We start from the raw sequence: 20,157 nt of genomic DNA on the forward strand, positions 1-20,157 counted from the left end.
GCCCGCGAATGGGTCTGCAAGCCGCAGACAGCCGGGCGACCGGGGTACGCACGAGAAACCTGGGGTGAACACTGACGCTGAGCGGACGCCCCCACTTTACCCCAAGCTGGGCTGCGGGTCCAACGGCGCCCACGACAGAAACCTGACAGGCGCCGACCTCTAGGCTGGTGCCCATGTCCCGGCCCCGGCTTCCCTTCGCAGATCCGGACGCCGCGCGGCGCCACATCTACAGCCTCGTGGCGGCCCTGGCCTGCCTGATTCAGGTGGCGGTGGCCGTGGTCGATCACCTGGGTCCCGCGCCCGGCGTGGTCTGGGAACCGGTGGTGGGCGCCCTGCTGTGCCTGGGGGCGGCGGCCACGCTGCGTTACTCCCGGGTATCCCTCAGCGCCGTGGACCACGCGGTGCTCGTCGCGGCCACGCTGAGTGTGGGCGTGCAGGTGGTTCAGGCGTTCGGGACCCCGGCGGCGCCCGCGCCGCGCCTGTACTTTACCGGCGTCTTTCTGTTTATCGCCGGATTCAGCATCCTGCCGCCCCGCTGGGCCATGCTGTACACGGCGGCGGTGTACGCCGTCTTCGGCGCGCTCACCCTCACCCGCGAGGCCGGTCAGGACCTCACCTTGCTCGCGGAGATGGGCCTGATCGGTGTTTTGATCGGGCACCTCTCCATCTACGGGCAGCAGGTCAGCGCCAAGCGTGCCCAGACCCTGCTGTTTCAGAAGCTGGCCCTGACCGACCCCCTGACGGGCCTGGACAACCGCCGCGCCATGTATGACCGCCTGAAACAGGCTTTCGCGGAGGTGCCGCAGGGCCAGGACTTCGCGGTCATCATGCTGGATGTGGACCACTTCAAACAGGTCAACGACCGCTACGGGCACGACAAGGGCGATCAGGTGTTGCAGCAGGTCGGCGCGGTGCTGAGGGCGCAGGTGCGGGCGGGCGATCACGTGGCGCGCTGGGGCGGCGAGGAGTTTCTGGTGCTGGCGCGGGTCAGAGACGAAGGCGAAGCCAGGGCCGTCACGACGCGGCTGTGGCGGGCCGTCCGGGACGCGCAGGTCGAGGGGCTGCCTCCCATCACAGCGAGCCTCGGCGTGGCGTTTGCGAGCCACGCCGACTCGCTCGCGGGCCTGCTGCACCGGGCCGACACCGAGCTGTACCGGGCCAAGGCGCTGGGCCGCGACCGGGTCATTCTGGCCGGAGAAGCGCCCCCGGTCCCCGGCAGGCCCCCGCAGGAAAGGCCGCTGTCCGTGATGTGATGGGGAGGCTCTGGCCCGGGCGCCCGCGCCGTCTCGGGCCACGAAGAGGGGGCAGTCACCCTCACGGCAACCGCCCCCGCCTGTGACGACCGAGGCTCAGCTCGCCTGGCCGAATTGCATCCGGAAGATGAACTTGGTCACTTCGCCCTTGAGGTTGTCGATCATGTCGTTGAACATGTTCGTGGCCTCGAACTTGTACTCGGTGAAGGGGTCGCGCTGCCCGTAGCCGCGCAGCCCGATGCCCTGGCGCAGCACGTCCATGCTGTGCAGGTGCTCTTTCCAGTGCTGGTCCACGACCTGAAGCAGCACGTAGCGCGACAGGCTGTTGAGCATGGTGGGGCTGAGTTCTTCCTTGCGGGCGTCGAAGGAGTCGGCCACGGCTTCCAGCAGATGCGCGTGCGCCGCGTCGGGGGTCATGCCGCGCATCGCCTCGAAATCGTAGGTTTCGAGCTGCGGCACGGCGTCCACCAGATTCGTCCGCAAGGTTTCGAGGTCCCAGCTTTCGGGCGTCTGGTCAAGGGGCGCGTAGTAGGCGAGCTGCATCTCGGTGAAGTCCGCGATCATGCCCTCGGTGGTCTCCTCGATGTCCTCGTCGGCGCCGAGCAGCACCTCGCGGCGCTGGGCGTAGATCTCGTCGCGCTGCTTGCTCATCACGTTGTCGAACTCCAGCAGCTGCTTGCGGATGCCGAAGTTGCGGTCCTCGACCCGCGCCTGCGCCTTTTCGATGGCGCCCGTGACCATCTTGGCCTCAATGGGCTGGGTGTCGTCCATGCCCAGGCGGTCCATCATGGCGACCACGCGGTCGTTGGCAAAGAGGCGCATCAGGTCGTCCTCGAAGGAGACGTAAAAGCGGCTGCTGCCGGGGTCCCCCTGACGGCCCGCGCGGCCGCGCAGCTGGTTGTCGATGCGCCGGGACTCGTGGCGCTCGGTGCCGATGATGTGCAGGCCGCCGAGTTCCTGCACGCGGGCGTGGTCGGCCACCGTGTCGGCCTGAAGCTGCTGCGCCTGCCGGATAAAGTCGGGCACCATGCCGGGAATCAGCATCCCCAGCCGCTCGGCCTCCGGGTCCTGGCGGCTGATCGCCTTGATAAACGCCTCGGCTTCCGGGGCGAAGCGGCTGACACCGAAATTCTGCTCGACCGCCTCGCCCAGGATGAATTCGGCGTTGCCGCCCAGCATGATGTCGGTGCCGCGCCCGGCCATGTTGGTGGCGATGGTGACGGTGCCCGAGCGGCCTGCCTGAGCGACGATGCTGGCCTCCTGCGCCTCGTACTTGGCGTTGAGGACCGCGTGCTGAATGCCCGCCGCCTTCAGCAGTTCGCTGAGCTGCTCGCTGGTGTCGATGCTGGCGGTGCCGATCAATACCGGGCGCCCGGTCGCGTGCATCTCGGCGACCTCCTGCACGACCGCGCCGTACTTGCCCAGGCGGGTGCGGTAGACCAGGTCCTCGGAATCCTTGCGGATGATCGGGCGGTTGGTGGGGATCACCAGCACGTCCGAGCCATAGATGTCGAGGAATTCCTTTTCCTCGGTCTTGGCGGTGCCCGTCATCCCGGCGAACTTGTTGTACAGCCGGAAGAAGTTCTGGTAGGTGATGGTGGCGAGCGTCTGGTTCTCGTTCTCGATCTTGACGCCTTCTTTGGCCTCGATCGCCTGGTGCAGCCCTTCGCCGTAGCGGCGGCCCGGCATCGAGCGGCCGGTGAACTCGTCGATGATGACGACCTCGCCCTCGGCATTCACGATGTAGTCCTTCTCGCGCTGGTACAGCTCCTTGGCGCGGATGGCCTGGGTGATCATGTGCGCCTTGTCCATGTTCTCGGGGCTGTAGAGGTCGGGAATCGAGAGCAGGCGCTCGATCTTGTCGATGCCGCCTTCCGTGATGTGGACCTGTTTGCCCTTCTCGTCGATGGTGTAGTCGCCGGTTGGCTCGGCGCGTTTGCCGGGTTCGGCGGGTTCGCCCCGTTGCAGGCGGCGAATCAGCTTGGCGTACACGTAGTACAGGTCGGTGGCCTTTTCGGCGGCGCCCGAGATGATCAGCGGCGTGCGGGCCTCGTCGATCAGGATCGAGTCCACCTCGTCCACGATGGCAAAGTGCAGCGGCGTCTCGGCGCGCAGGGACAGCTGCTCGCGGCTCTGGGCCATGTTGTCGCGCAGATAATCGAAGCCCAGCTCACTGTTGGTCACGTAGGTGATGTCGCAGGCGTAGGCGGCCTGCTTCTGGGCAGGCTGGAGGTCACGGCTGGCGAGGCCGACGGTGAGGCCCAGCGTGCGGTACAGCAGCCCCATCTCCTCCATGCCCACGCGGGCGAGGTAGTCGTTCACGGTGACGAGGTGGCAGCCCTTGCCCTCCAGGGCGTTCAGCGCCAGCGCCAGCGTGGCGACCAGGGTCTTGCCCTCACCGGTGCGCATCTCCGCGATGCGGCCCTGGTGCAGCGCCGCGCCGCCGATCAGCTGCACGTCGTAGTGCCGCTTGCCGATGGAGCGGCGGCCCGCTTCGCGGATCAGGGCAAAGGCCGGAACGATCACGTCGTCGAGCGACTCGCCGCCCTCCTGCACGCGCGTTCTGAGCGCCTGAAAGGCCTCGGCGAGATTCTCGACTTTCATCGTCTCTTCTTCCAGCGCGTTCACGGGCTGCACGATCGTCTTCACGATGCGCGCCACGTCGCGCTGGTTGTTATCGAACACTTTGTTCAGGACACGGAACATGACACGCGAGTATAGCGCGTCCGCCGCGCCCACCCGCACAGATGTCAGTGAGGCAGGCGTAAGGAAGTTGAGTGAGGCACGCTCAGGCGTTGGCCAGCGGCGCGTAGGCCACCGCGCCCTCGCTGAGCGGGCTGGGGGGCCGTCCGGCGCCCAGGGCAGCGGCGGCGGCCAGGGCGATCATCGCGCCGTTGTCGGTGTTGAGGCCGGAGCCGGGAAAGACCGCCTGGACGCCGCTCTGGGCAAAGGCTTCACGCAGCGCCCGGTTGGCCGCCACGCCGCCCGACACCACGACCGTCGCGCGCCCGCACGCCTGCGCCGCCCGCAGGGTCGTCCCCACCAGAAAACGCACCGCCGCCCGCTCGAAGCCTGCCGCGAGGTCCTCGGGCCTGGCGCCGGCCCTGTGCGCCAGCAGCGCCGCCGTCTTCAGGCCACTGAAGGAAAAGTCGAAGCCTTTCTGGCCCTGCAAAGGCGCCTTGAACGGCACCGCGTCCGGGTCGCCGCGCCGGGCCGCCTCGCTGATGGCCGGGCCGCCGGGGTAGCCCAGACCCGCCAGCCGGGCGATCTTGTCGAAGGCCTCGCCCGCCGCGTCGTCGCGGGTGGCGCCGACCAGCACGTACTCGCCGTCTTGCGGCACGTCGAAGAGGTGGGTGTGTCCGCCCGACACCACCAGCGCGAGGTAGGGCGGGCGCAGGTCGGCCTCCGACGCCGCCGCGAAGATGTGGCCCTCCAGGTGGTGCGCCGCGTAAAAGGGCACCCCCAGCGCCTGCGCCAGCCCCTTGCCGTACATCAGCCCCACCAGCAGCGCGCCGACCAGCCCCGGGCCGGAGGTGGCGGCGACCGCGCCGAGGTCCCGCACCGTCAGCCCGGCTTCCGCCAGCGCGCCTTCCAGCACCGCGTCGATGCGCTCGACATGCTCGCGGCTGGCGAGTTCGGGCATCACGCCGCCGTACTGGGCGTGGACCGTCTGGGACCACACCCGGTTGGCGAGCACGCGCACCGACCCGTCCGGGGCGCGTTCCACGATGCCCACGCCGGTATCGTCGCAGGAGGTGTCGATGCCGAGCAGGTAGGTGGGGGCGGGCCGGGCGCTCATCGCGGGGGAGTGTAGCAGGGGGAAGCCGAACGGACGGCGCACGGGAGCACGGTGCCCGGTAGAGTGAGGGCACGCCAAGGAGAATCCTGCCCATGCGCCTGCGCTGAACCTCCAGACCTGACCCCAACGTGCTCCCATGACGTGGGGACGCCCTTTCAGCTCTGGAGGCCTGACCCATGCACTGGTCCCACACCTTTTACGAACAGCAAGACCGCCTGACGGGTTACTACAGCCAACCCATCCACCCCTTTCACACCGCCCTCGCCGCGCGGGTCACCGCCCACCGGGGACGGCCCGGCACGCTGCTGGAACTCGGCGCGGGCGGGGGGCAGTTTGCCACCGCCGCCGCCCTGGCCGGACACACGGTCACGGCGCTCGACCTGTACAGGCGGGGCGGCGAACACGCGCGCAGGCTCGCCGCTGGGCACGGGGTCGCCGCCGCCGTGCGCACGGTGACCGGGGACTTCTACACCGCCGACCCTGGCGGTCCCTTCGGCACCGTCTGCTGCTGGGACGGCTTCGGGATCGGGGAGGACGCCGACCAACGCTTCTTGCTGTCGCGCGTGGCCCGCTGGCTCCCGGAGGGCGCGGCGGCTTACGTGGGGGTGTACACCCCCTGGTACTGGGCGCAGCACGCGGGGTTTACCCGGCACACGGAGGGCTACACCCAGACCTACGGTTTCGACGCGGACGGGTGCCGGATGCTCGACACCTATGCCCCCACGGCCGCGCCAGCGCTGACCCAGTCGCTGCGCTGCTCCAGTCCCGCCGACCTGCGCCTGTTGCTGCCGGGCACGGGCCTGACGCTGGCGGACGTGTGGGCAGGCGGCGCCTACCACACGCAGGCGGGCGTCTACCAGCCACAGGTTTCGCTGGGCGAGTGCATGAGCGACGTGGCGGTGCTGCAAAGAGGCTGACTGGGGGGGCTGCTGACTGGGGAGCTTGGGCCTGATCCCCTCTACCAGTGCCGCGTGTCGTGGTCGGGTTCCTCGGCCAGCAGCCACAGCGAGCGGCCCCGGGCGGCGGCCTCGGCCTGGGCGCCGAGGAGAACTTGCTGAAGCTGCGGCCCCAGCTGCTTGTGGCGGGCCTGAAAATGCCCGTAGTCGCGCAGCACCAGCGCGAAGCGCACCGGGCGCGCGTCGGGGTCGGTCAGCACGTCGTACAGGGCGTCCCAGTTGCGCCCGAAGTGGTCGGTCAGCCCCAGGCCGCGCAAAAAGGCCAGCATCAGCCCCTCCTTGTCGGCCACGCCCTCCAGATCGACCTCGCGCACCGCGACCTGGTGACCCGCCGCCAGGATGCGCGGCTCGTGCGGAGCGGTCTGGATGCCCTGCGGGGGCTGCTGAAAGACGTTGATCACGGGGCGATCCGGCGAAAGGAGGCGTAATGGTCGGCGGTGTAGTAGCACTCGGCGTCCGGCGGCGTGAGGGCCGCGCAGACGATCCGCCGCGCGCCCCGGTCGTCCTCGCCGGGCGTGGGGACGGTGTACTCGCGGTAGCCGCCGCCCGGACGCGGGGGCAGCAGGCGCTCGCGGTTGCCGAAGGAGCTGCCGTCCTTGCGGTACGGGAAAGGGCCGCCTGCGCGGATCAGCGCCAGGGTGCGCCGCCCCTCGCGCGGAAGGTCGCTCGCCCCGATCCAGCGCAGGCCGCTTTGGGGATCGCGTTCCTCCCGGGTGGGGGCGGCGGGTCCCCGGGTGGGGCGGGGTGCCGGGGCCTGGACAGACGCCGGGCCGACCTGCGTCTCCGTTTCGGGCAGGTCGCAGGCGGCCAGCCCCGCCGACAGTCCGGCGGCCAGCAGCAGCGGCCACAGGCGGGAAAAGGGGTGGCGCAGGCTCACGCCCAGAAGTCTAGGACGCGGCGGGCAGGGCACTCCTTTAGCGATTGCTGGGGCTGGCCCCGGGACCGGCCCTCCTCAGCCCGCCTGCCCGTCCAGCCAGCGCAGCAGGTCCGCGAGTAGCGGCGTCAGGCCCTTGTAGCTCACCTGCTCGGGCGTCATCGTCCGCAGGGCGGCGGCCAGGGCGCGGGCGTCCCCGGGCCGGGCGACCGCTTCCCGCAGCGGGTAGGTGTAGGGCCGGATGGTGAAAAGCGCCCCCTGCGCCTCCGGGAACCCGGTCAGCGTCTGGCGCTCGACCCGCAGGAAGGCGGCGCCGGGGTCAAAGCGGGTGGCGGGCGCGCGGTCGGTGTCTGGCGGGGCGGCCGGGTGGTGGTCCAGCCGGTCTCCCATGCTGACGCCCCAGGCAAAGCGCACGAACGGCCCGCGCGCGATCACGGCCTCCACCAGCCGGGGGGCGGTGGCACTCAGAAGGCCGCCGCCCGCGACCGGCGCGTGGACGGCCGCGAAGTCGCGCCCCAGCTTGTCGCGCGGGTCCCAGTGCTGCGGCGAGAGGACGTGCGCGGCGGCCAGCCAGTCGCGCCCGCCGCCCTCCCCTGCTCGGGCGGGGTCGCGGGCGATCAAGGCGAGGTCCTCGGGGACGTTGAGGCCCAGAAAGTCCAGCGCGTTCAGGGGCGTCACGTCCCCGATCAGGTCGGCGTGCGGGGCCGTGAAACGCTCCAGTCTCTCCACGTTGCCCCAGCGCAGGCCGAGGTCGGCTGCCCAGCCCAGGGCACGGTTGCTGAAGCGCCGCCCGTCCCAGCCCATCACGCCGCCGCTCTCGGCGGCCAGCGTCCGGGCGAGAAAATCCAGCGCCGCCTCCCGCAGCGCAGGCGTCAGGCCCGCCTCACCCGCGTACTCGTGCCGCGCGCGGCGCCAGGCGGCGGCCTTGCTCGCCACAAAACGCCCGTAGTCGCGGTCGAGGGCAAAGGTATGCGCTTCCGGCTGGCCGTCTTCCCTCCACGGCAGCGGCTGGACGCCCAGCCGAAACAGGCCCGCCGACACGCTGTACACCCCGTTCAAAAAGGGGCGGTACACGGTCGGCGGGCGGGTGAACACAGGGACAGTGTGGCAGAGGCGGCGGGGTGCCTGCGGGGCTACAGCCGCCCGGCCCCCACCAGCAGCAGAATCACGGCGCCCACGATCACCCGGTACACCGCGAACCCCTTGAAATTGTTGGTGGAGACGAACTTCAAGAGCCAGCCGATGGCGAGGTACGCCACCACGAAGGAGGTCGCCGCGCCCAGCACCACGTTGAGCAGGCCGATCTCCCCGAAAATCACCTCGCGGCCTTGAATCAGGTTGAGCAGCGCCGCGCCGCCCAGGGTGGGCACGCCGAGGTAGAAGCTGAACTTGGTGGCCGTCGGGCGGTCGAGGCCCAGGACCATCCCGCCCAGAATCGAACTTGCGGAGCGGGAAAAGCCCGGCCACAGCAGCGCCAGGCATTGCAGCGCCCCGATCATCAGCGACTTGCGGACGCCGATCTCCTCGATGGAATGCACGTCCGGCTGCGCGCGGCGGCTCTCGATCAGCCACATCAGCACGCCGCCCACGATCAAAGCCCAGGCGACCACGGTAGGGTTGAACAGCCTTTCCTGAATCAGGTCCCCGAACAGCAGGCCCAGCACGACCGCCGGAAGGGTCGCCACCAGCACGCCGGTCCAGAGCGTCTGCTGGCTGCGGTCGCTGCCGATGTGCCGGATTTTCAGGAAGTCGCGCCAGTAGTACACCAGCACGCTGAGAATCGCGCCGCCCTGAATCACCACCTCGAAGGCGTCCTTGACCTCCTTGGGCCAGGGCACGCCCATCAGGTTGCCGGTGAGGATCAGGTGCCCGGTCGAGCTGATCGGCAGAAATTCGGTAATACCCTCGACGATTCCGTAAATGATGGCGTAAATCCAGTCCATGGTCCGGGGGAGGCTAGCACCCCGGCTGCGGGCGCGGGTCATGCCAAAGGTGGAGGAGGAACAATAGGGCTGTGCCCTTCGAGCCGTATCTGACCCGCTGGGACCTCCTCCCGGACGGCGAGCCGGTCCACACCCCCACCAGCGACCTGTTGCCGGTGCGTTCTCAGGGTCAGGCCGCCATGCTGAAGGTGGCCCGCAACGACGAGGAGGAGGTCGGCCACGGGCTGATGGTCTGGTGGAGCGGCGCCGGAGCGGCGCGGGTCCTGGCGCACGCCGGCCCCGCGCTGCTGCTGGAGCGGGTCGGGGGCGGCCTCCCGCTGACCGAACTGGTCCGGCGAGGGCACGACGACGAGGCTTCGCGGATTCTTTGCCGGGTGGCGGCGCGGCTGCACGCCCCACGCCCAGAGCCTGCGCCCGCGCTGGTGCCGCTGGAGAGGTGGTTTCGCGCGCTGGAACCCGCCTCACGGCAGTACGGGGGCGTTCTGGTGGACGGCGCCGCGACCGCCCGGCACCTGCTGAGCGCGCCGCAAGACCCCCGCCCGCTGCACGGCGACCTGCACCACGCCAACGTCCTGCACAGCCCGGAGCGCGGCTGGCTCGCCATCGACCCCAAGGGGCTGACGGGCGAGCGCGGCTTTGACTACGCCAACATCTTCTGCAATCCCGACCTGCCCACCGCCTCCCGGCCCGGACGGCTCGCGCGGCAGTCGTGGGTGGTCGCGCAGGCGGCGGGACTCGACCGGCACCGTCTCCTCGAATGGGTGCTCGCCTACGCGGGTCTCTCGGCGGCGTGGCACCTGGAAGACGGCCGGAGCGACCTCGCCGCGCCGGTGCTGGAAGTCGCGCGCCTCGCGGCGGCGGAGGGGCGCCGCTGAACCGGAGGGCCGAGCTTTCTGCTACAATTCCCGTTTGGGTGCCCCCGTGACCCCTGCTCCCGCGTGCTGGAACGTCGCGCGTGGGCCTGGCCGCAAGAACGTCGCAACGGACGGAAGGCTGGCACGAGGACGGCAAACTTTTCCCGGATCAACGTTCAGGAGCTTACCGTGTCGTACATTTCCATGAAGCAGCTGCTCGAAGCGGGCGTCCACTTCGGCCACGAGACCAAGCGCTGGAACCCCAAGTTCAAGCGGTTCATCTTTGCCGAGCGCAACGGCATCTTCATCATCGACCTGCAAAAGACCCTCAAGCAGATCGACCGTTCCTTCGATTACATCAAGGACCTGTCCGAGCGCGGCGGCGTGATCCTCTTCGTGGGCACCAAGAAGCAGGCCCAGGAGATCGTGGAACTCGAAGCCCGGCGCACCGGGATGCCCTTCGTGACCAGCCGCTGGCTGGGCGGGATGCTCACCAACTTCCGCACCATGCGCACCCGCATCGACCGCCTGAACGAACTCGACGACATGTTCGAGTCGGGCCGCATCAACGACCGCCCCAAGGCCGAGCGCATCGCCCTGGGCACCGAACGCGAGCGCCTGCTGCGCTTTGTGGGCGGCATCCGCAAGATGACCCGCCTCCCGGACGCGATCTTCGTGGTGGACCCCACCAAGGAAGTCATCGCCGTGCAGGAGGCCAACAAGCTGGGGATTCCCGTGATCGCCTTGGCCGACACCGACTCCGACCCCGACGTGATCGACTACATCGTGCCGGGCAACGACGACGCGATCCGCAGCATCCAGCTGATCGCCCACCGCGTCGGTGACCTGATCGTGGAGGCGCGCGGCGGCGGCGAGGACGTGAGCGGCGGGCGCGTGGAGGGCGAGAACGACGCCATCGTGGCTGCCGAGCAGGGGGAAGAGGGCGACACCGCCCAGCTCACCTCCAGCCAGGGCCGCAGCTAAGCTCCCCGACCACGCATTGTGGGGGCGTCCGGCGGGAGTGCGGGCCGCCCCCTTCTTTGAGAATCAAGAATCCAATCTCCTGGAGGTACGCACCATGATGGAATCGATCAAGAAGCTGCGCGAGCTGACCGGCGCGGGCATGATGGACGTGAAAAAGGCCCTGGCCGACGCTGGAAACGACGAGGACAAGGCGGTCGCCCTGCTGCGCGAGCGCGGCATCGTGAAGGCCGCCAAGAAGGCCGACCGCGAGGCCAAGGAGGGCCTGGTGCGCTTCGTGGTGGACGGCAACAAGGCCGCCATCGTGGAAGTCAACAGCGAGACCGACTTCGTGGCCCGCAACTCCGACTTCCAGGCGCTGGTCGAGAGCCTCGCGCAGGCGGCGCTCAAGGCCGGGACCAACGACGTGGAGGAGTTCAAGAACTTCACGCTGGAGAGCGGCGACACGGTGGGTAACGCGGTCGCGGCGGCGGCGGGCCGGATCGGCGAGAACCTGGTCCTGAACCGGGTGGCCTACGTCGAGGGCGACACGGTGGCCGGGTACGTGCACTCCAACGGCAAGATCGGCGTGCTCGTCGACGTGTCGGGCGGCGACAGCGCCAAGGCCAAGGACGTGGCCCTGCACGTGGCCGCCGAGCGGCCCCAGTACCTCAGCCGCGACGAGGTCAACCAGGACGACATCGAAAAAGAGCGCGAGATCCTGACCAACAAGGCGCTCAACGAGGGCAAGCCCCAGCAGATCGTGGACAAGATCGTGGGCGGCCAGATCGGCAAGTTCTACGAGGAAAAGGTCCTGCCCGAGCAGAAGTTCGTCAAGGACAACAGCGTGACGGTGGGGCAGTACCTGGGCAGCGGCCAGATCAAGCGCTTCGTGCGCTTCGAGATCGGCGCGTAACACGGCACACCCGGGGCGGCGCACACAGCCGCCCTTTTTCACGGGCTTTCACGGGGCCGCGATCCCTCTGCTCCCTTCTCTCCCGCGTCCAGTGGCCCCAGTGGGTCTGCTGGACGTTTTCTCTGCTCCGTTTGTCTCCTGTGGCCCCTTTGCCGCCCGCTTCTCTCCCGCCTGCTTTCCACCCTGCGAGGTCAAGTTCATGTTCAAACGCGTCTTGCTCAAACTGTCCGGTGAATTTCTTGCCGGTGACTCCGGCTTCGGCATCAGCCCCGAGACGACGGCGGGGCTGGCCCACCTGATCACGCAGGCGCACGCGGGCACCGGCGTGGAGCTTGCCATCGTGATCGGCGGCGGCAACCTGTGGCGCGGCGCGCGCAACGGCGCCGGCATGGATCCCGCGACCGCCGACTACATCGGCATGCTGGGCACCGTGATGAACGCGATGGCCCTGCAAGACGCGATGGAGGCCGCCGGGCAGCCCACCCGGGTGATGAGCGCGATCCAGATGCAGGCGGTGGCCGAGCCGTACATCCGCCGCCGGGCGATGCGCCACCTCGAAAAGGGCCGGGTCGTGATTTTCGGCGGGGGCAACGGGGCGCCCTTTTTCACCACCGACACGACCTCGACCCTGCGCGCGCTGGAAATCGGCGCCGACGTGGTCCTGATGGCGAAAAACAAGGTGGACGGCGTGTACGATTCGGACCCCCAGAAAAACCCGGACGCCCGGAGGTTCGACACCCTGACCCACATGGACGTGGTCGAGCGCCGCTTGGAGGTGATGGACGCGACCGCCCTGACGCTGTGTCAGGACAAGGGGCTGCCCATCGTGGTGTTCGACCTGTTCGGGGAAGGCAACCTGCGGCGCCTGCTCTCGGGCGAGCGGGTGGGCACACTGATCCAGACGCCCGTGCCGGACCCCGCCGCCGCAGGCTGAGCCGGGCTGGGCTACAATCTGGCCCGACCCCCAGCCTCCACCCACGACCCCTGTTCAAAGGAGACTTCCATCATGGCGGACATGAAAGCCATTCAGAGTGACGCGCGTGAGCGCATGGGCAAGGCCATCGAGGCGCTGGAGAACAACCTCAGCGTGCTGCGGACCGGCCGCGCCAACCCCGGCATTCTCAAGAAGGTGCTGGTGGATTACTACGGCTCCACGGTGCCCATCGACCAAGTGGCGAGCATCACCACGCCCGACGCGCGCACGCTGGTGATCACCCCCTGGGACCGGGGCGCGCTGAACCCCATCGAAAAGGCGATCCGCGACAGCGACCTGGGCCTGAACCCCAACAACAAGGGCGACACCATCTTTATCAGCCTGCCCATGCTGACCGAGGAGCGCCGCAAGGACCTCGTCAAGAACGCCCGCAACTACGCCGAGGACGCGCGCATCGCCATTCGCAACCTGCGCAAGCACGCGCTCGACGAGGTCAAGAAGGTCGCGGGCGTCGGGGACGACGAGATCAAGCGCGGCGAGGCCGAGGTCCAGAAGATCACCGACGAGTTCATCGCCCGCGTCGAGACGACCTTCCACAAGAAGGAGCAGGAAATCCTCGGGTGAGGGGCATGGGGCCGGTGGCGTGTGGCGTGTGGAGCCGGACCGAGCGCCGTCCACACGCCCCATGCCACGCGCGGCAGGCTGGCCGGAGGTGCCCATGGAGTCGCTGAGCACCCGCGTCCTGACCTCGGTGGTGGGGTTCGTGATGATCAGCGCGGTGGTCTGGGTGGGCTGGGTGGCGATGCTGCCCGCGCTGGTGTTCGTGTCGGTCATGGCGCTGTTCGAGTACATCCGGATGCTCGACCGCAACGACATCGACGTGCGGCGGGTGTCGCTGGGCATGTTCGGCACGGCGATCATCGTGGCGAGCCTGCCGATGCTGCCCGCGCCCCCCTGGGAAGGCGGCTCGTGGCGCGAGGTCGTGCTGACGGTGGCGCTGGGCTACCTGCTGGTGATGGAGGTCATGCGGCCCGGCGAGCGCCCGCTGGAGCGCGTCGTGTACTCGCTGTTCGGGCTGCTGTATATCCCCTGGCTGCTGGGCTACTTCCTGCTGCTGCGCTACAGCCCCGACGCCGGGGACGGCCTGCTGTATTTCGCGCTGCCGCTGCTCGCCACCTTCGCCGCCGACATCGGCGGGTATTTCGGCGGCCACTTTTTCGGTCAGCGCAAGCTGGCGCCGGAAGTCAGCCCCGGCAAGACGGTCGAGGGGGCGATCGGCGGCCTGGCCTTCAGCTTCGTGACCGTGCTGGTGATGACCCAGCTCACCCAGGTCGGCTCGCCGCTCGACGCCCTGCTGATCTCGGTGCTGATCGCCAGCGCCTCGCAGCTTGGGGACCTGTCCGAGAGCCTGATCAAGCGCGCCCTGAAAACCAAGGATTCGGGCAGCAGCCTGCCGGGGCACGGCGGCTTTCTCGACCGCCTGGATTCGCTGCTGTTCGCGGTTCCGGCCACGTACCTGTTCCTGAACATCAGCGTGTTTCCCCGGTAAGCGGGAAGGAAAAACGTGAGCGGAAAGAGAGTCCCGGCCCGTGCCGGGGCTTTCGCAGTTTGGGTCCGTCGCCACGGCCCAGCTTGACGGCCCACGCACCACTTCCCACTATCCACGCCGCCCGCGTGCGCCATGCTGTACAGGTGAACCTGACGGTGCTGGGCAGTACGGGAAGTATCGGAACGCAGACGCTGGATGTGGCGCGCGAGCGCGGCTGGCGGGTGGGGGCGCTGGCGGCGGGGCGCAACCTGGAGCGGCTGGAGGCGCAGGTGCGCGAGTTCCGCCCCGGGGTGGTGAGCGTGGCGCCGGAAGCCTACGCCCGGGCCAGCGCCCTCTTTCCCGGCCTGCGGGTGATCGCCGATCCCGCCGAGGTCGCGGCCCTGCCCGCCGACGTGGTGGTCAACGCCATGAGCGGCCTGCCGGGCCTCCTCCCCACCCGCGCGGCGCTGGAGGCGGGGCGGGCGGTCGCGCTGGCGACCAAGGAGGCGATGGTCACGGCGGCGGCGCTGATCTGGGCGGCGGCGGCGCGCGGCGGGGGCCGGGTGGTGCCGGTGGATTCCGAACACACCGGCGTCTACCAGTGCCTGACCGGCGAGCATCTGGACGACGTGGCCGAACTCATCCTGACGGCCTCGGGCGGCCCCTTCCGCGACGGCCCTGCCGACCTGAGCCGGGTCACGGCCGCAGAGGCGCTGCGGCATCCTTCCTGGAGCATGGGCCAGAAGATCACCATCGACTCGGCCACGCTGATGAACAAGGGGCTGGAGGTGATGGAGTGCGCTTCCCTCTACGGGTTGCCCCTCTCGCGGGTCGGGGTGGTGGTGCATCCGCAGAGCGTGCTGCACGCGGCGGTGCGCTTCCGCGACGGCAGCCTCAAGGGGCAGTTCGGCCCCACCGACATGCGGCTCGCCATCGCCTACGCCGTGGACGCGGCGCCGGGGGGCATGACCCGCCCCGGCGACGTGCGCGGCGCCCGGCGGGGTCCCGAGGTCGCCGGGCACCTGGGCTGGCCGCTGCGGGGCGGGTGGGAATTCCGCGAACCCGACGCCGCGCGCTTTCCCTGCCTGGGACTGGCGTACCGGGCGGGCGAGGCGGGGGGCCTGGCCCCGGCGGCGCTGAACGCGGCGGACGAGGTGGCCGTGCCTGCCTTTCTGGCCGGGCAGATCGGGTTTCTGGACATCCCGCGCGTGATCGAGCGCGTCCTCGACGAGACGCCCTCCGGCGAGCTGAGCTGGGACGCGCTGGCCGGGACCGAAGCCTGGGCGACCGCGCGGGCGCGTGAGCTGGTGGCTGGGGTGCGCGCGTGAACGTCTTCCAGAGCATCGCGGCGGCCCTCAGCCCCCAGGGCCTGCTGTGGACCCTCCTCATCATCGGCGTGGCGACTTTCCTGCATGAGCTGGCGCACTACGCGCTGGCGAAAAAGCAGGGTGTAGGCGTGAAATCCTTCAGCGTCGGCATGGGGCCGGTGCTGTTCAAGCAGGCCTGGCGCGGGACCGAGTGGCGGCTCTCGCTGCTGCCCATCGGCGGCTACGTGGAGATCGACGGCATGGCGCCGGAGGAAGGCCCCGGCGGCGTGTACCGCTCCCCCACCCGGGGCTTCGCGGCGCTTCCGGCGTGGGGCAAGGTCGCCGTGCTGCTCGCCGGGCCGCTGATGAACCTGGCGCTGGCCATCGGGTTGATGACGCTGACCTTCACCTCGCAGGGGGTGCCCGCGCCCGACCGCGCCCGCATCGAGGCCGTGTTGCCGGGGTCGCGGGCGCAGGCGCTGGGGCTGCGGGCCGGGGACGTGGTGACGGCCGTCAACGGGCGCGACATTCCCGACACCTACACCGTGGACGGCCAGCCGCGCGCAGGCTGGGAAACCCTGCGCGACACGCTCGCCACCAGCGGCCCCAAGACCCTGACGGTCGAGCGCGGGGGCCAGACGCGCGAGGTGGCCTTCGACTGGCGGGCGCAGGTGAACGGAGAGCGGCAGCGGCTGGGCATCGAGTACCGTCCGGACGTGCAGCCTGCCAGCGTTCCGACCGCCTTCGTGACCTCGCTGACCACCACCGCCGAGGCGGTGCCGCAGATTCTGCGGGCGTTCGGGGGGCTTTTCGCGCGCTTCTTCACCCTCGACCTCTCGCGCGACGAGAACGTCAGCGGTCCCATCGGCACCGCCGAGATCGTCAGCCAGGCTGCCGCGCTCAGCCCCTGGGCGCTGGCGCAGGTGGCCGTGCTGCTCAACCTGTCGCTGGCTTTTTTCAACCTGATCCCGATTCCGGGGCTGGACGGCGGACGGATCATGCTGGTGCTGGTCGGGGCGCTGCGGGGCCGCCCGCTGACCTTCGCGCAGGAGCAGGCGATCAGCGTGGCGGGCTTCGCCTTCGTGATGCTGCTGATGATGTTCGTGGTCGTGCGGGACGTGAGCCGCTTTTTCTAGCGACCAGCTGTCAGCACACTCCAGGGGTCAGCAGAACAGGTGATCCCCCACACGGCCTCGGGCGCCCGAGGTCGGCTGATCGCTGGCGGCTGGGAGCTGGCCGCCCCAGGCTTTACCATGAACGTGATGCAGGAACCAAAGCCGCAGGGAACCGGGTCGCGCGTGGCGGTCGTGATTCCCGCGTACAACGAGGAGGACACCGTGGCCGCCGTGATCCGCACCGCGCGGGAACTCACGCCCGAGGTCGTCGTGGCGAGCGACGGCAGCCGCGACCGCACCCCGCAGGTCGCGCGGGAGGCGGGGGCACGGGTCGTGGAGCTGCGTGAGAACGCGGGCAAGGGTCCGGCGCTCAAGGCGGCCCTGGAGGCGGCGGACGCCGAATACGTCCTGATGCTCGACGCTGACCTGGTGGGGTTGACCCGCGCGCATCTGGAGCGGCTGCTCGCGCCGGTGCTGGCCGGGGAGGCCGACATGGCCATCGGGGTCTTCGAGGGCGGCGGGAGCTTTGCCAGCGACTGGGGCAACAAGCTCACGCCCAACCTCAGCGGGCAACGGGCCGCGCGGCGCGACTGGCTGCTGGGGGTGCCCCGGCTGGGGCAGGAGCGCTGGCCCGAGCCGCCCATCACCGACCACCTGCGGGCGACCGGCGCCCGCTGGACCTACGTCGAACTCGGTCAGGTCAGCCAGGTGCTCAAGGAGAAAAAACGCGGCTTCTGGAAGGGCGTGGGCTACCGGACCCGGATGTACGCCGACCTGCTGACCTACCGCCAGCGCAGGCGAAGGGGAAAATAGGAAGCCGCGCCCCTTCCCGACGTTCTGCCCTCCCCCCGGGGGCCCTGAACCGCCTTCAGCGCAGGTCCGCGCGAATCCGGGCCGCGAGGGCACCGAGTTCCGCACGCGGCGGAAAACGGCTCCAGTCCCCGTGCAGGGCAAACCCGTCACCCCGCAAGCGCGCGAAAACATGCAGGTGAACGTGGGGCACCTCCTGCCCCGCCGCCTCTCCATCGGCCAGAAAGAGGTTGACCCCCTCACAGGGGACGGCACCCCTCCGCAGCACGCCCAGCAGGTCGCGCCCGGTCCGCATCAGGCTCGCCGCCTCGGCGTCCGTGAGTTCCCCCAGACTCGGCGCGTGCCGCCGGGGCACGACCAGCAGGTGCCCCGGCGTGACGGGATTGAGGTCGAGAAAGGCCACGAGGAGGTCATCCTCGTACACGAGGCTCGCCTCGGCCTCGCCCCGGACGATCCGGCAAAAGACGCACGTCTGCCCCTGGCTTTCCACCCGCCCACCCTACTCCCCGGCGGCGCGGGCTGCCCAACAGAGTTCCCCTCTTCTCCGAACCGCGCGTGCTACGGTGGGCCGCATGTCTGAAGCGTCCGCCTCCCCGGTGTTTGACCGGGCCGCCATCGCGGGGGTGGGGTTGATCGGGGGCAGCGTCGCGCTGGGGCTGCGCCAGCGGCTGCTCGCCCGGCACGTGATCGGTTACGACGCCAGCGTGGAAGTGCTGCGCGAGGCCGAGGCGCTCGGGGTGGTGGACGAGGTGCAGACCAGCCCGGGCGAGTGGCTGCGCGGGTGCGATCTGGTCGTGCTGGCTGCCCCGATGAGCGCGCTGGCGCCGCTGGCCCGCGCGCTGGCGCCCTGGCTCTCGCCGGGTGCGCTGGTGACCGACGTGGGCAGCGTGAAGGCCGGAATCGCCGCCGAGTTGGAGGCGCTGGGCGTGCGGGGCTTCGTGCCGGGGCACCCGATGGCGGGCAGCGAGCGCGGCGGGGTGACCCACGCGCACGCGGGCCTGCTGGAAAACGCGGTGTGGGTGCTCACGCCGACTGACCATACCCCGCTGACGGCGCTGAGCCGCGCCCGCGCGCTGGTCGAGGGCCTGGGGGCCGCCCCGGTCGTGATGCCGCCCGACGCGCACGACGCGCTGGTGGCGACCGTGAGCCACCTGCCGTACCTCGTCAGCCTGGCGCTGACGCACATGGTGGCGCGCGACGAGCGCCTCAGCCTGCTGGCCGCCGGGGGCTTCCGCGACCTGACGCGGGTGGCGAGCGGAGACCCCCGCATGAGCCGCGACATGGTGGTCGAAAACCGCGCGGCGCTGAGAGACGCCCTGGCCCGCTTCCGGCGGCAGCTGGAGCGCCTGGAAGCCGACCTGGAGCAACCGGGCGAACTGCTGATGGCCGCCAGCGAGGGCAAACGCACCCGCGACAGCCTGCCGGTCGTGCGCCGCAGCCTGCTGCCCCCCAAGCACGACCTCGTCGTGGCGGTGCCGGACAAGCCCAACCAGATCGGGGTGGTCACCCAGGCGCTGGGCGCGGCGGGGCTGAATATCAAGGACATCGAAGTGCTGGCGATCCGCGAGGAGGGCGGCGCCCTGCGGCTGGGGCTGGAAAGCGCCGAAGACGTGCGCCGCGCCGCGGCCCTGCTGCGCGCGGCGGGTTTCGAGGTGCGGGGGCGCGGGTGAAGGGTGCGCCTCCAGGTGGACGCAGCTCATGCCCCGGCCCGCTAGAGTGAGCGCCCGGATGTCCGAGCCTGCCCTGCCCGCCGCCCCCTCTGCCGCCGCCCCCGCCGCGCCCCTGGATCAGGGCGAGACGGTGGCGGCCAGCGCCCTTCAGGAGGGAGCCGGGCCAGGCAGCGCGGCCCCGCGCCTGACCGCCATCGACACCTTCCGGGGGCTGACCATCCTGGAGGTCGTGGGGCACCACACGACCGGCATGGCCCTGCGCTACGCCGAGACCGGGACGCTGACGCACGACACGCTGCTGGTGATCAACCGCACCCTGCATTTCGCGGTGCCCGCTTTCGTCTTCCTGTCGGCAGTGGTGCTGACCCGCAGCCTCCTGAAACGCTTCGAGCCGGGGCGCTACCTGTGGCGGCGGCTGACGCGCGGCGGCTGGCCGTACCTGCTGTGGACCGCCCTGTACGCCCTGTGGTACGTCTGGACCGGGCAGCGGGCGCCGGAGACCCTGACCGACCCCGCGCGCTGGGAATACTGGCTGCTGTACGGCAAGGGCAGCTTTCACCTGTATTTCCTGCTGGTGGCGCTGGAAGTCTACGTGGTGCTGCCGCTGCTGCTGCCGCTGGCGCGCAGGCGCCCGCCCATCACGGTGATGCTGCTCGCGGGGCTGGCGGTGCAGTTCGGGGTTTACCTGCTCAACCGCGAGGTGCTGCGCCTGCCCTTTCCGGCAAGCACGGTGCTGTGGTACCTGCTCCCGGTCCTGCTGGGGCTGGGGGTGGGCGCGCGGCTGGGCGAGTTCCAGGCGTGGTGGCGCAGGCGGCGCTGGGCGGTGGTGCCGCTGCTGGCGCTGGCCTACGCGCTGTACCTGCCGGTGGCGCTGGCCTACCTGCGCGGCGAGGGGGTCACGCCGGTCGTGTATTCCAGCCTGAGCTGGAGCTTCACGGCCCTCACGGCGCTCACGCTGCTGGGGCTGGCGTACCGTTTGCAGCGGCGGCCCGGCCCGCTGACCCGGGCGATCTCGGTTCTGGGGACCGTCAGCCTGCCGATCTACCTGATTCACCCGGCGGTGCTGCAAGCGCTCGAACGCCTCGTGCCGCCGGACGGCGACCCCGCGCGGCTGGCGCTCACGGTGGCGGTCTTCGCGCTGGTGGCGCTGCTGCTCCCGGCGTTGATCGGGCGGCGGCTGCTGGGCAAGCGGCTGGGCCTGCTGCTGTTCGGGCGCTGAGGGCCGGTTCCCCCCTGCC

20 protein-coding genes are annotated in these 20,157 nt (G+C 70.2%); 13 read left to right on the plus strand and 7 right to left on the minus strand.

Annotated features, from left to right (window positions below; all coding sequences use genetic code 11):
- The first annotated feature begins 173 nt into the window (after window positions 1–173).
- The gene (locus HNQ09_RS02375; RefSeq protein WP_184024879.1) at window positions 174–1,253 is read left to right on the plus strand and encodes a GGDEF domain-containing protein; all 1,080 of its coding nucleotides are present in this window, start codon (window positions 174–176) and stop codon (window positions 1,251–1,253) included.
- A 96-nt stretch (window positions 1,254–1,349) separates the two neighbouring features.
- On the opposite strand, the gene secA is transcribed toward HNQ09_RS02375, so the two are convergent.
- Window positions 1,350–3,959 (minus strand): preprotein translocase subunit SecA, encoded by a 2,610-nt coding sequence (secA, locus tag HNQ09_RS02380; protein WP_184024881.1) that lies wholly within the window; start codon window positions 3,957–3,959, stop codon window positions 1,350–1,352.
- Window positions 3,960–4,041: 82 nt separating this feature from the next.
- Complete coding sequence (gene tsaD, locus HNQ09_RS02385) at window positions 4,042–5,052, minus strand: tRNA (adenosine(37)-N6)-threonylcarbamoyltransferase complex transferase subunit TsaD (RefSeq protein ID WP_184024883.1); 1,011 nt, start codon at window positions 5,050–5,052, stop codon at window positions 4,042–4,044.
- A 176-nt stretch (window positions 5,053–5,228) separates the two neighbouring features.
- Between tsaD and HNQ09_RS02390 the strand changes: the two genes are divergently transcribed.
- Entirely contained in the window at window positions 5,229–5,969 is a 741-nt protein-coding gene (locus HNQ09_RS02390) for a class I SAM-dependent methyltransferase (RefSeq protein WP_184024886.1), read from the plus strand.
- A 41-nt stretch (window positions 5,970–6,010) separates the two neighbouring features.
- Here HNQ09_RS02390 and HNQ09_RS02395 read toward each other — a convergent pair whose 3' ends face one another.
- From HNQ09_RS02395 to HNQ09_RS02410, 4 genes are all read right to left on the minus strand, one after another.
- A complete protein-coding gene (locus HNQ09_RS02395) occupies window positions 6,011–6,409 on the minus strand; it encodes a barstar family protein (RefSeq protein WP_184024888.1) in 399 nt (132 codons plus the stop codon).
- The gene (locus HNQ09_RS02400; protein ID WP_343057583.1) at window positions 6,406–6,885 is read right to left on the minus strand and encodes a guanyl-specific ribonuclease; all 480 of its coding nucleotides are present in this window, start codon (window positions 6,883–6,885) and stop codon (window positions 6,406–6,408) included. The genes HNQ09_RS02395 and HNQ09_RS02400 overlap by 4 nt, the downstream gene beginning before the upstream one ends.
- Window positions 6,886–6,960: 75 nt before the next feature.
- Window positions 6,961–7,977: a heme-dependent oxidative N-demethylase subunit alpha family protein gene (locus HNQ09_RS02405; protein ID WP_184024889.1), complete on the minus strand. Its 1,017-nt coding sequence runs from the start codon at window positions 7,975–7,977 to the stop codon at window positions 6,961–6,963.
- Between the two features lie 38 nt (window positions 7,978–8,015).
- A complete protein-coding gene (locus HNQ09_RS02410; RefSeq protein ID WP_184024891.1) occupies window positions 8,016–8,825 on the minus strand; it encodes an undecaprenyl-diphosphate phosphatase in 810 nt (269 codons plus the stop codon).
- 71 nt (window positions 8,826–8,896) lie between these two features.
- Here HNQ09_RS02410 and HNQ09_RS02415 point away from each other — a divergent pair, with 71 nt between their 5' ends.
- The 9 genes from HNQ09_RS02415 (at window position 8,897) to HNQ09_RS02455 (ending at window position 17,252) form a co-directional block, all read left to right on the plus strand.
- The gene (locus HNQ09_RS02415) at window positions 8,897–9,700 is read left to right on the plus strand and encodes an aminoglycoside phosphotransferase family protein (protein WP_184024893.1); all 804 of its coding nucleotides are present in this window, start codon (window positions 8,897–8,899) and stop codon (window positions 9,698–9,700) included.
- 168 nt (window positions 9,701–9,868) lie between these two features.
- Window positions 9,869–10,663 (plus strand): 30S ribosomal protein S2, encoded by a 795-nt coding sequence (gene rpsB / locus HNQ09_RS02420; protein ID WP_184024895.1) that lies wholly within the window; start codon window positions 9,869–9,871, stop codon window positions 10,661–10,663.
- A gap of 94 nt (window positions 10,664–10,757) precedes the next feature.
- The gene (tsf, locus tag HNQ09_RS02425) at window positions 10,758–11,555 is read left to right on the plus strand and encodes a translation elongation factor Ts (protein ID WP_184024897.1); all 798 of its coding nucleotides are present in this window, start codon (window positions 10,758–10,760) and stop codon (window positions 11,553–11,555) included.
- Between the two features lie 199 nt (window positions 11,556–11,754).
- Entirely contained in the window at window positions 11,755–12,489 is a 735-nt protein-coding gene (gene pyrH, locus HNQ09_RS02430; RefSeq protein WP_184024900.1) for a UMP kinase, read from the plus strand.
- Window positions 12,490–12,561: 72 nt separating this feature from the next.
- Entirely contained in the window at window positions 12,562–13,113 is a 552-nt protein-coding gene (frr, locus tag HNQ09_RS02435; protein ID WP_184024902.1) for a ribosome recycling factor, read from the plus strand.
- A gap of 94 nt (window positions 13,114–13,207) precedes the next feature.
- The gene (locus HNQ09_RS02440; RefSeq protein ID WP_184024904.1) at window positions 13,208–14,038 is read left to right on the plus strand and encodes a phosphatidate cytidylyltransferase; all 831 of its coding nucleotides are present in this window, start codon (window positions 13,208–13,210) and stop codon (window positions 14,036–14,038) included.
- 143 nt (window positions 14,039–14,181) lie between these two features.
- The gene (dxr, locus tag HNQ09_RS02445) at window positions 14,182–15,345 is read left to right on the plus strand and encodes a 1-deoxy-D-xylulose-5-phosphate reductoisomerase (protein WP_184024906.1); all 1,164 of its coding nucleotides are present in this window, start codon (window positions 14,182–14,184) and stop codon (window positions 15,343–15,345) included.
- Window positions 15,342–16,460: a site-2 protease family protein gene (locus tag HNQ09_RS02450; protein WP_184024908.1), complete on the plus strand. Its 1,119-nt coding sequence runs from the start codon at window positions 15,342–15,344 to the stop codon at window positions 16,458–16,460. The genes dxr and HNQ09_RS02450 overlap by 4 nt, the downstream gene beginning before the upstream one ends.
- A 126-nt stretch (window positions 16,461–16,586) precedes the next feature.
- A complete protein-coding gene (locus HNQ09_RS02455) occupies window positions 16,587–17,252 on the plus strand; it encodes a glycosyltransferase family 2 protein (protein ID WP_380002562.1) in 666 nt (221 codons plus the stop codon).
- Between the two features lie 55 nt (window positions 17,253–17,307).
- Here the strand turns inward: HNQ09_RS02455 and HNQ09_RS02460 are convergent, their stop codons facing one another.
- Complete coding sequence (locus HNQ09_RS02460; RefSeq protein WP_184024910.1) at window positions 17,308–17,739, minus strand: HIT domain-containing protein; 432 nt, start codon at window positions 17,737–17,739, stop codon at window positions 17,308–17,310.
- Window positions 17,740–17,821: 82 nt separating this feature from the next.
- Here HNQ09_RS02460 and HNQ09_RS02465 point away from each other — a divergent pair, with 82 nt between their 5' ends.
- Both HNQ09_RS02465 and HNQ09_RS02470 read left to right on the plus strand, forming a co-directional pair.
- Window positions 17,822–18,919, plus strand: a complete 1,098-nt coding sequence (locus HNQ09_RS02465; protein WP_184024913.1) for a prephenate dehydrogenase — start codon at window positions 17,822–17,824, stop codon at window positions 18,917–18,919.
- A 58-nt stretch (window positions 18,920–18,977) separates the two neighbouring features.
- Window positions 18,978–20,138, plus strand: a complete 1,161-nt coding sequence (locus tag HNQ09_RS02470; RefSeq protein WP_184024916.1) for an acyltransferase — start codon at window positions 18,978–18,980, stop codon at window positions 20,136–20,138.
- Window positions 20,139–20,157 lie beyond the last annotated feature (19 nt).

Origin of the sequence: Deinococcus budaensis, from assembly GCF_014201885.1 — a bacterium.
Taxonomy (GTDB): domain Bacteria; phylum Deinococcota; class Deinococci; order Deinococcales; family Deinococcaceae; genus Deinococcus; species Deinococcus budaensis.

What these genes read in the sequence shown, in the direction of transcription:
- HNQ09_RS02375 (WP_184024879.1), top strand. Translation starts at nt 174, where the DNA reads ATGTCCCGGCCCCGGCTTCCCTTCGCAGATCCGGACGCCGCGCGGCGC.
- secA (WP_184024881.1), bottom strand. Translation starts at nt 3,959, where the DNA reads ATGTTCCGTGTCCTGAACAAAGTGTTCGATAACAACCAGCGCGACGTG.
- tsaD (WP_184024883.1), bottom strand. Translation starts at nt 5,052, where the DNA reads ATGAGCGCCCGGCCCGCCCCCACCTACCTGCTCGGCATCGACACCTCC.
- HNQ09_RS02390 (WP_184024886.1), top strand. Translation starts at nt 5,229, where the DNA reads ATGCACTGGTCCCACACCTTTTACGAACAGCAAGACCGCCTGACGGGT.
- HNQ09_RS02410 (WP_184024891.1), bottom strand. Translation starts at nt 8,825, where the DNA reads ATGGACTGGATTTACGCCATCATTTACGGAATCGTCGAGGGTATTACC.
- tsf (WP_184024897.1), top strand. Translation starts at nt 10,758, where the DNA reads ATGATGGAATCGATCAAGAAGCTGCGCGAGCTGACCGGCGCGGGCATG.
- pyrH (WP_184024900.1), top strand. Translation starts at nt 11,755, where the DNA reads ATGTTCAAACGCGTCTTGCTCAAACTGTCCGGTGAATTTCTTGCCGGT.
- frr (WP_184024902.1), top strand. Translation starts at nt 12,562, where the DNA reads ATGGCGGACATGAAAGCCATTCAGAGTGACGCGCGTGAGCGCATGGGC.
- HNQ09_RS02440 (WP_184024904.1), top strand. Translation starts at nt 13,208, where the DNA reads ATGGAGTCGCTGAGCACCCGCGTCCTGACCTCGGTGGTGGGGTTCGTG.
- HNQ09_RS02455 (WP_380002562.1), top strand. Translation starts at nt 16,587, where the DNA reads ATGCAGGAACCAAAGCCGCAGGGAACCGGGTCGCGCGTGGCGGTCGTG.
- HNQ09_RS02465 (WP_184024913.1), top strand. Translation starts at nt 17,822, where the DNA reads ATGTCTGAAGCGTCCGCCTCCCCGGTGTTTGACCGGGCCGCCATCGCG.
- HNQ09_RS02470 (WP_184024916.1), top strand. Translation starts at nt 18,978, where the DNA reads ATGTCCGAGCCTGCCCTGCCCGCCGCCCCCTCTGCCGCCGCCCCCGCC.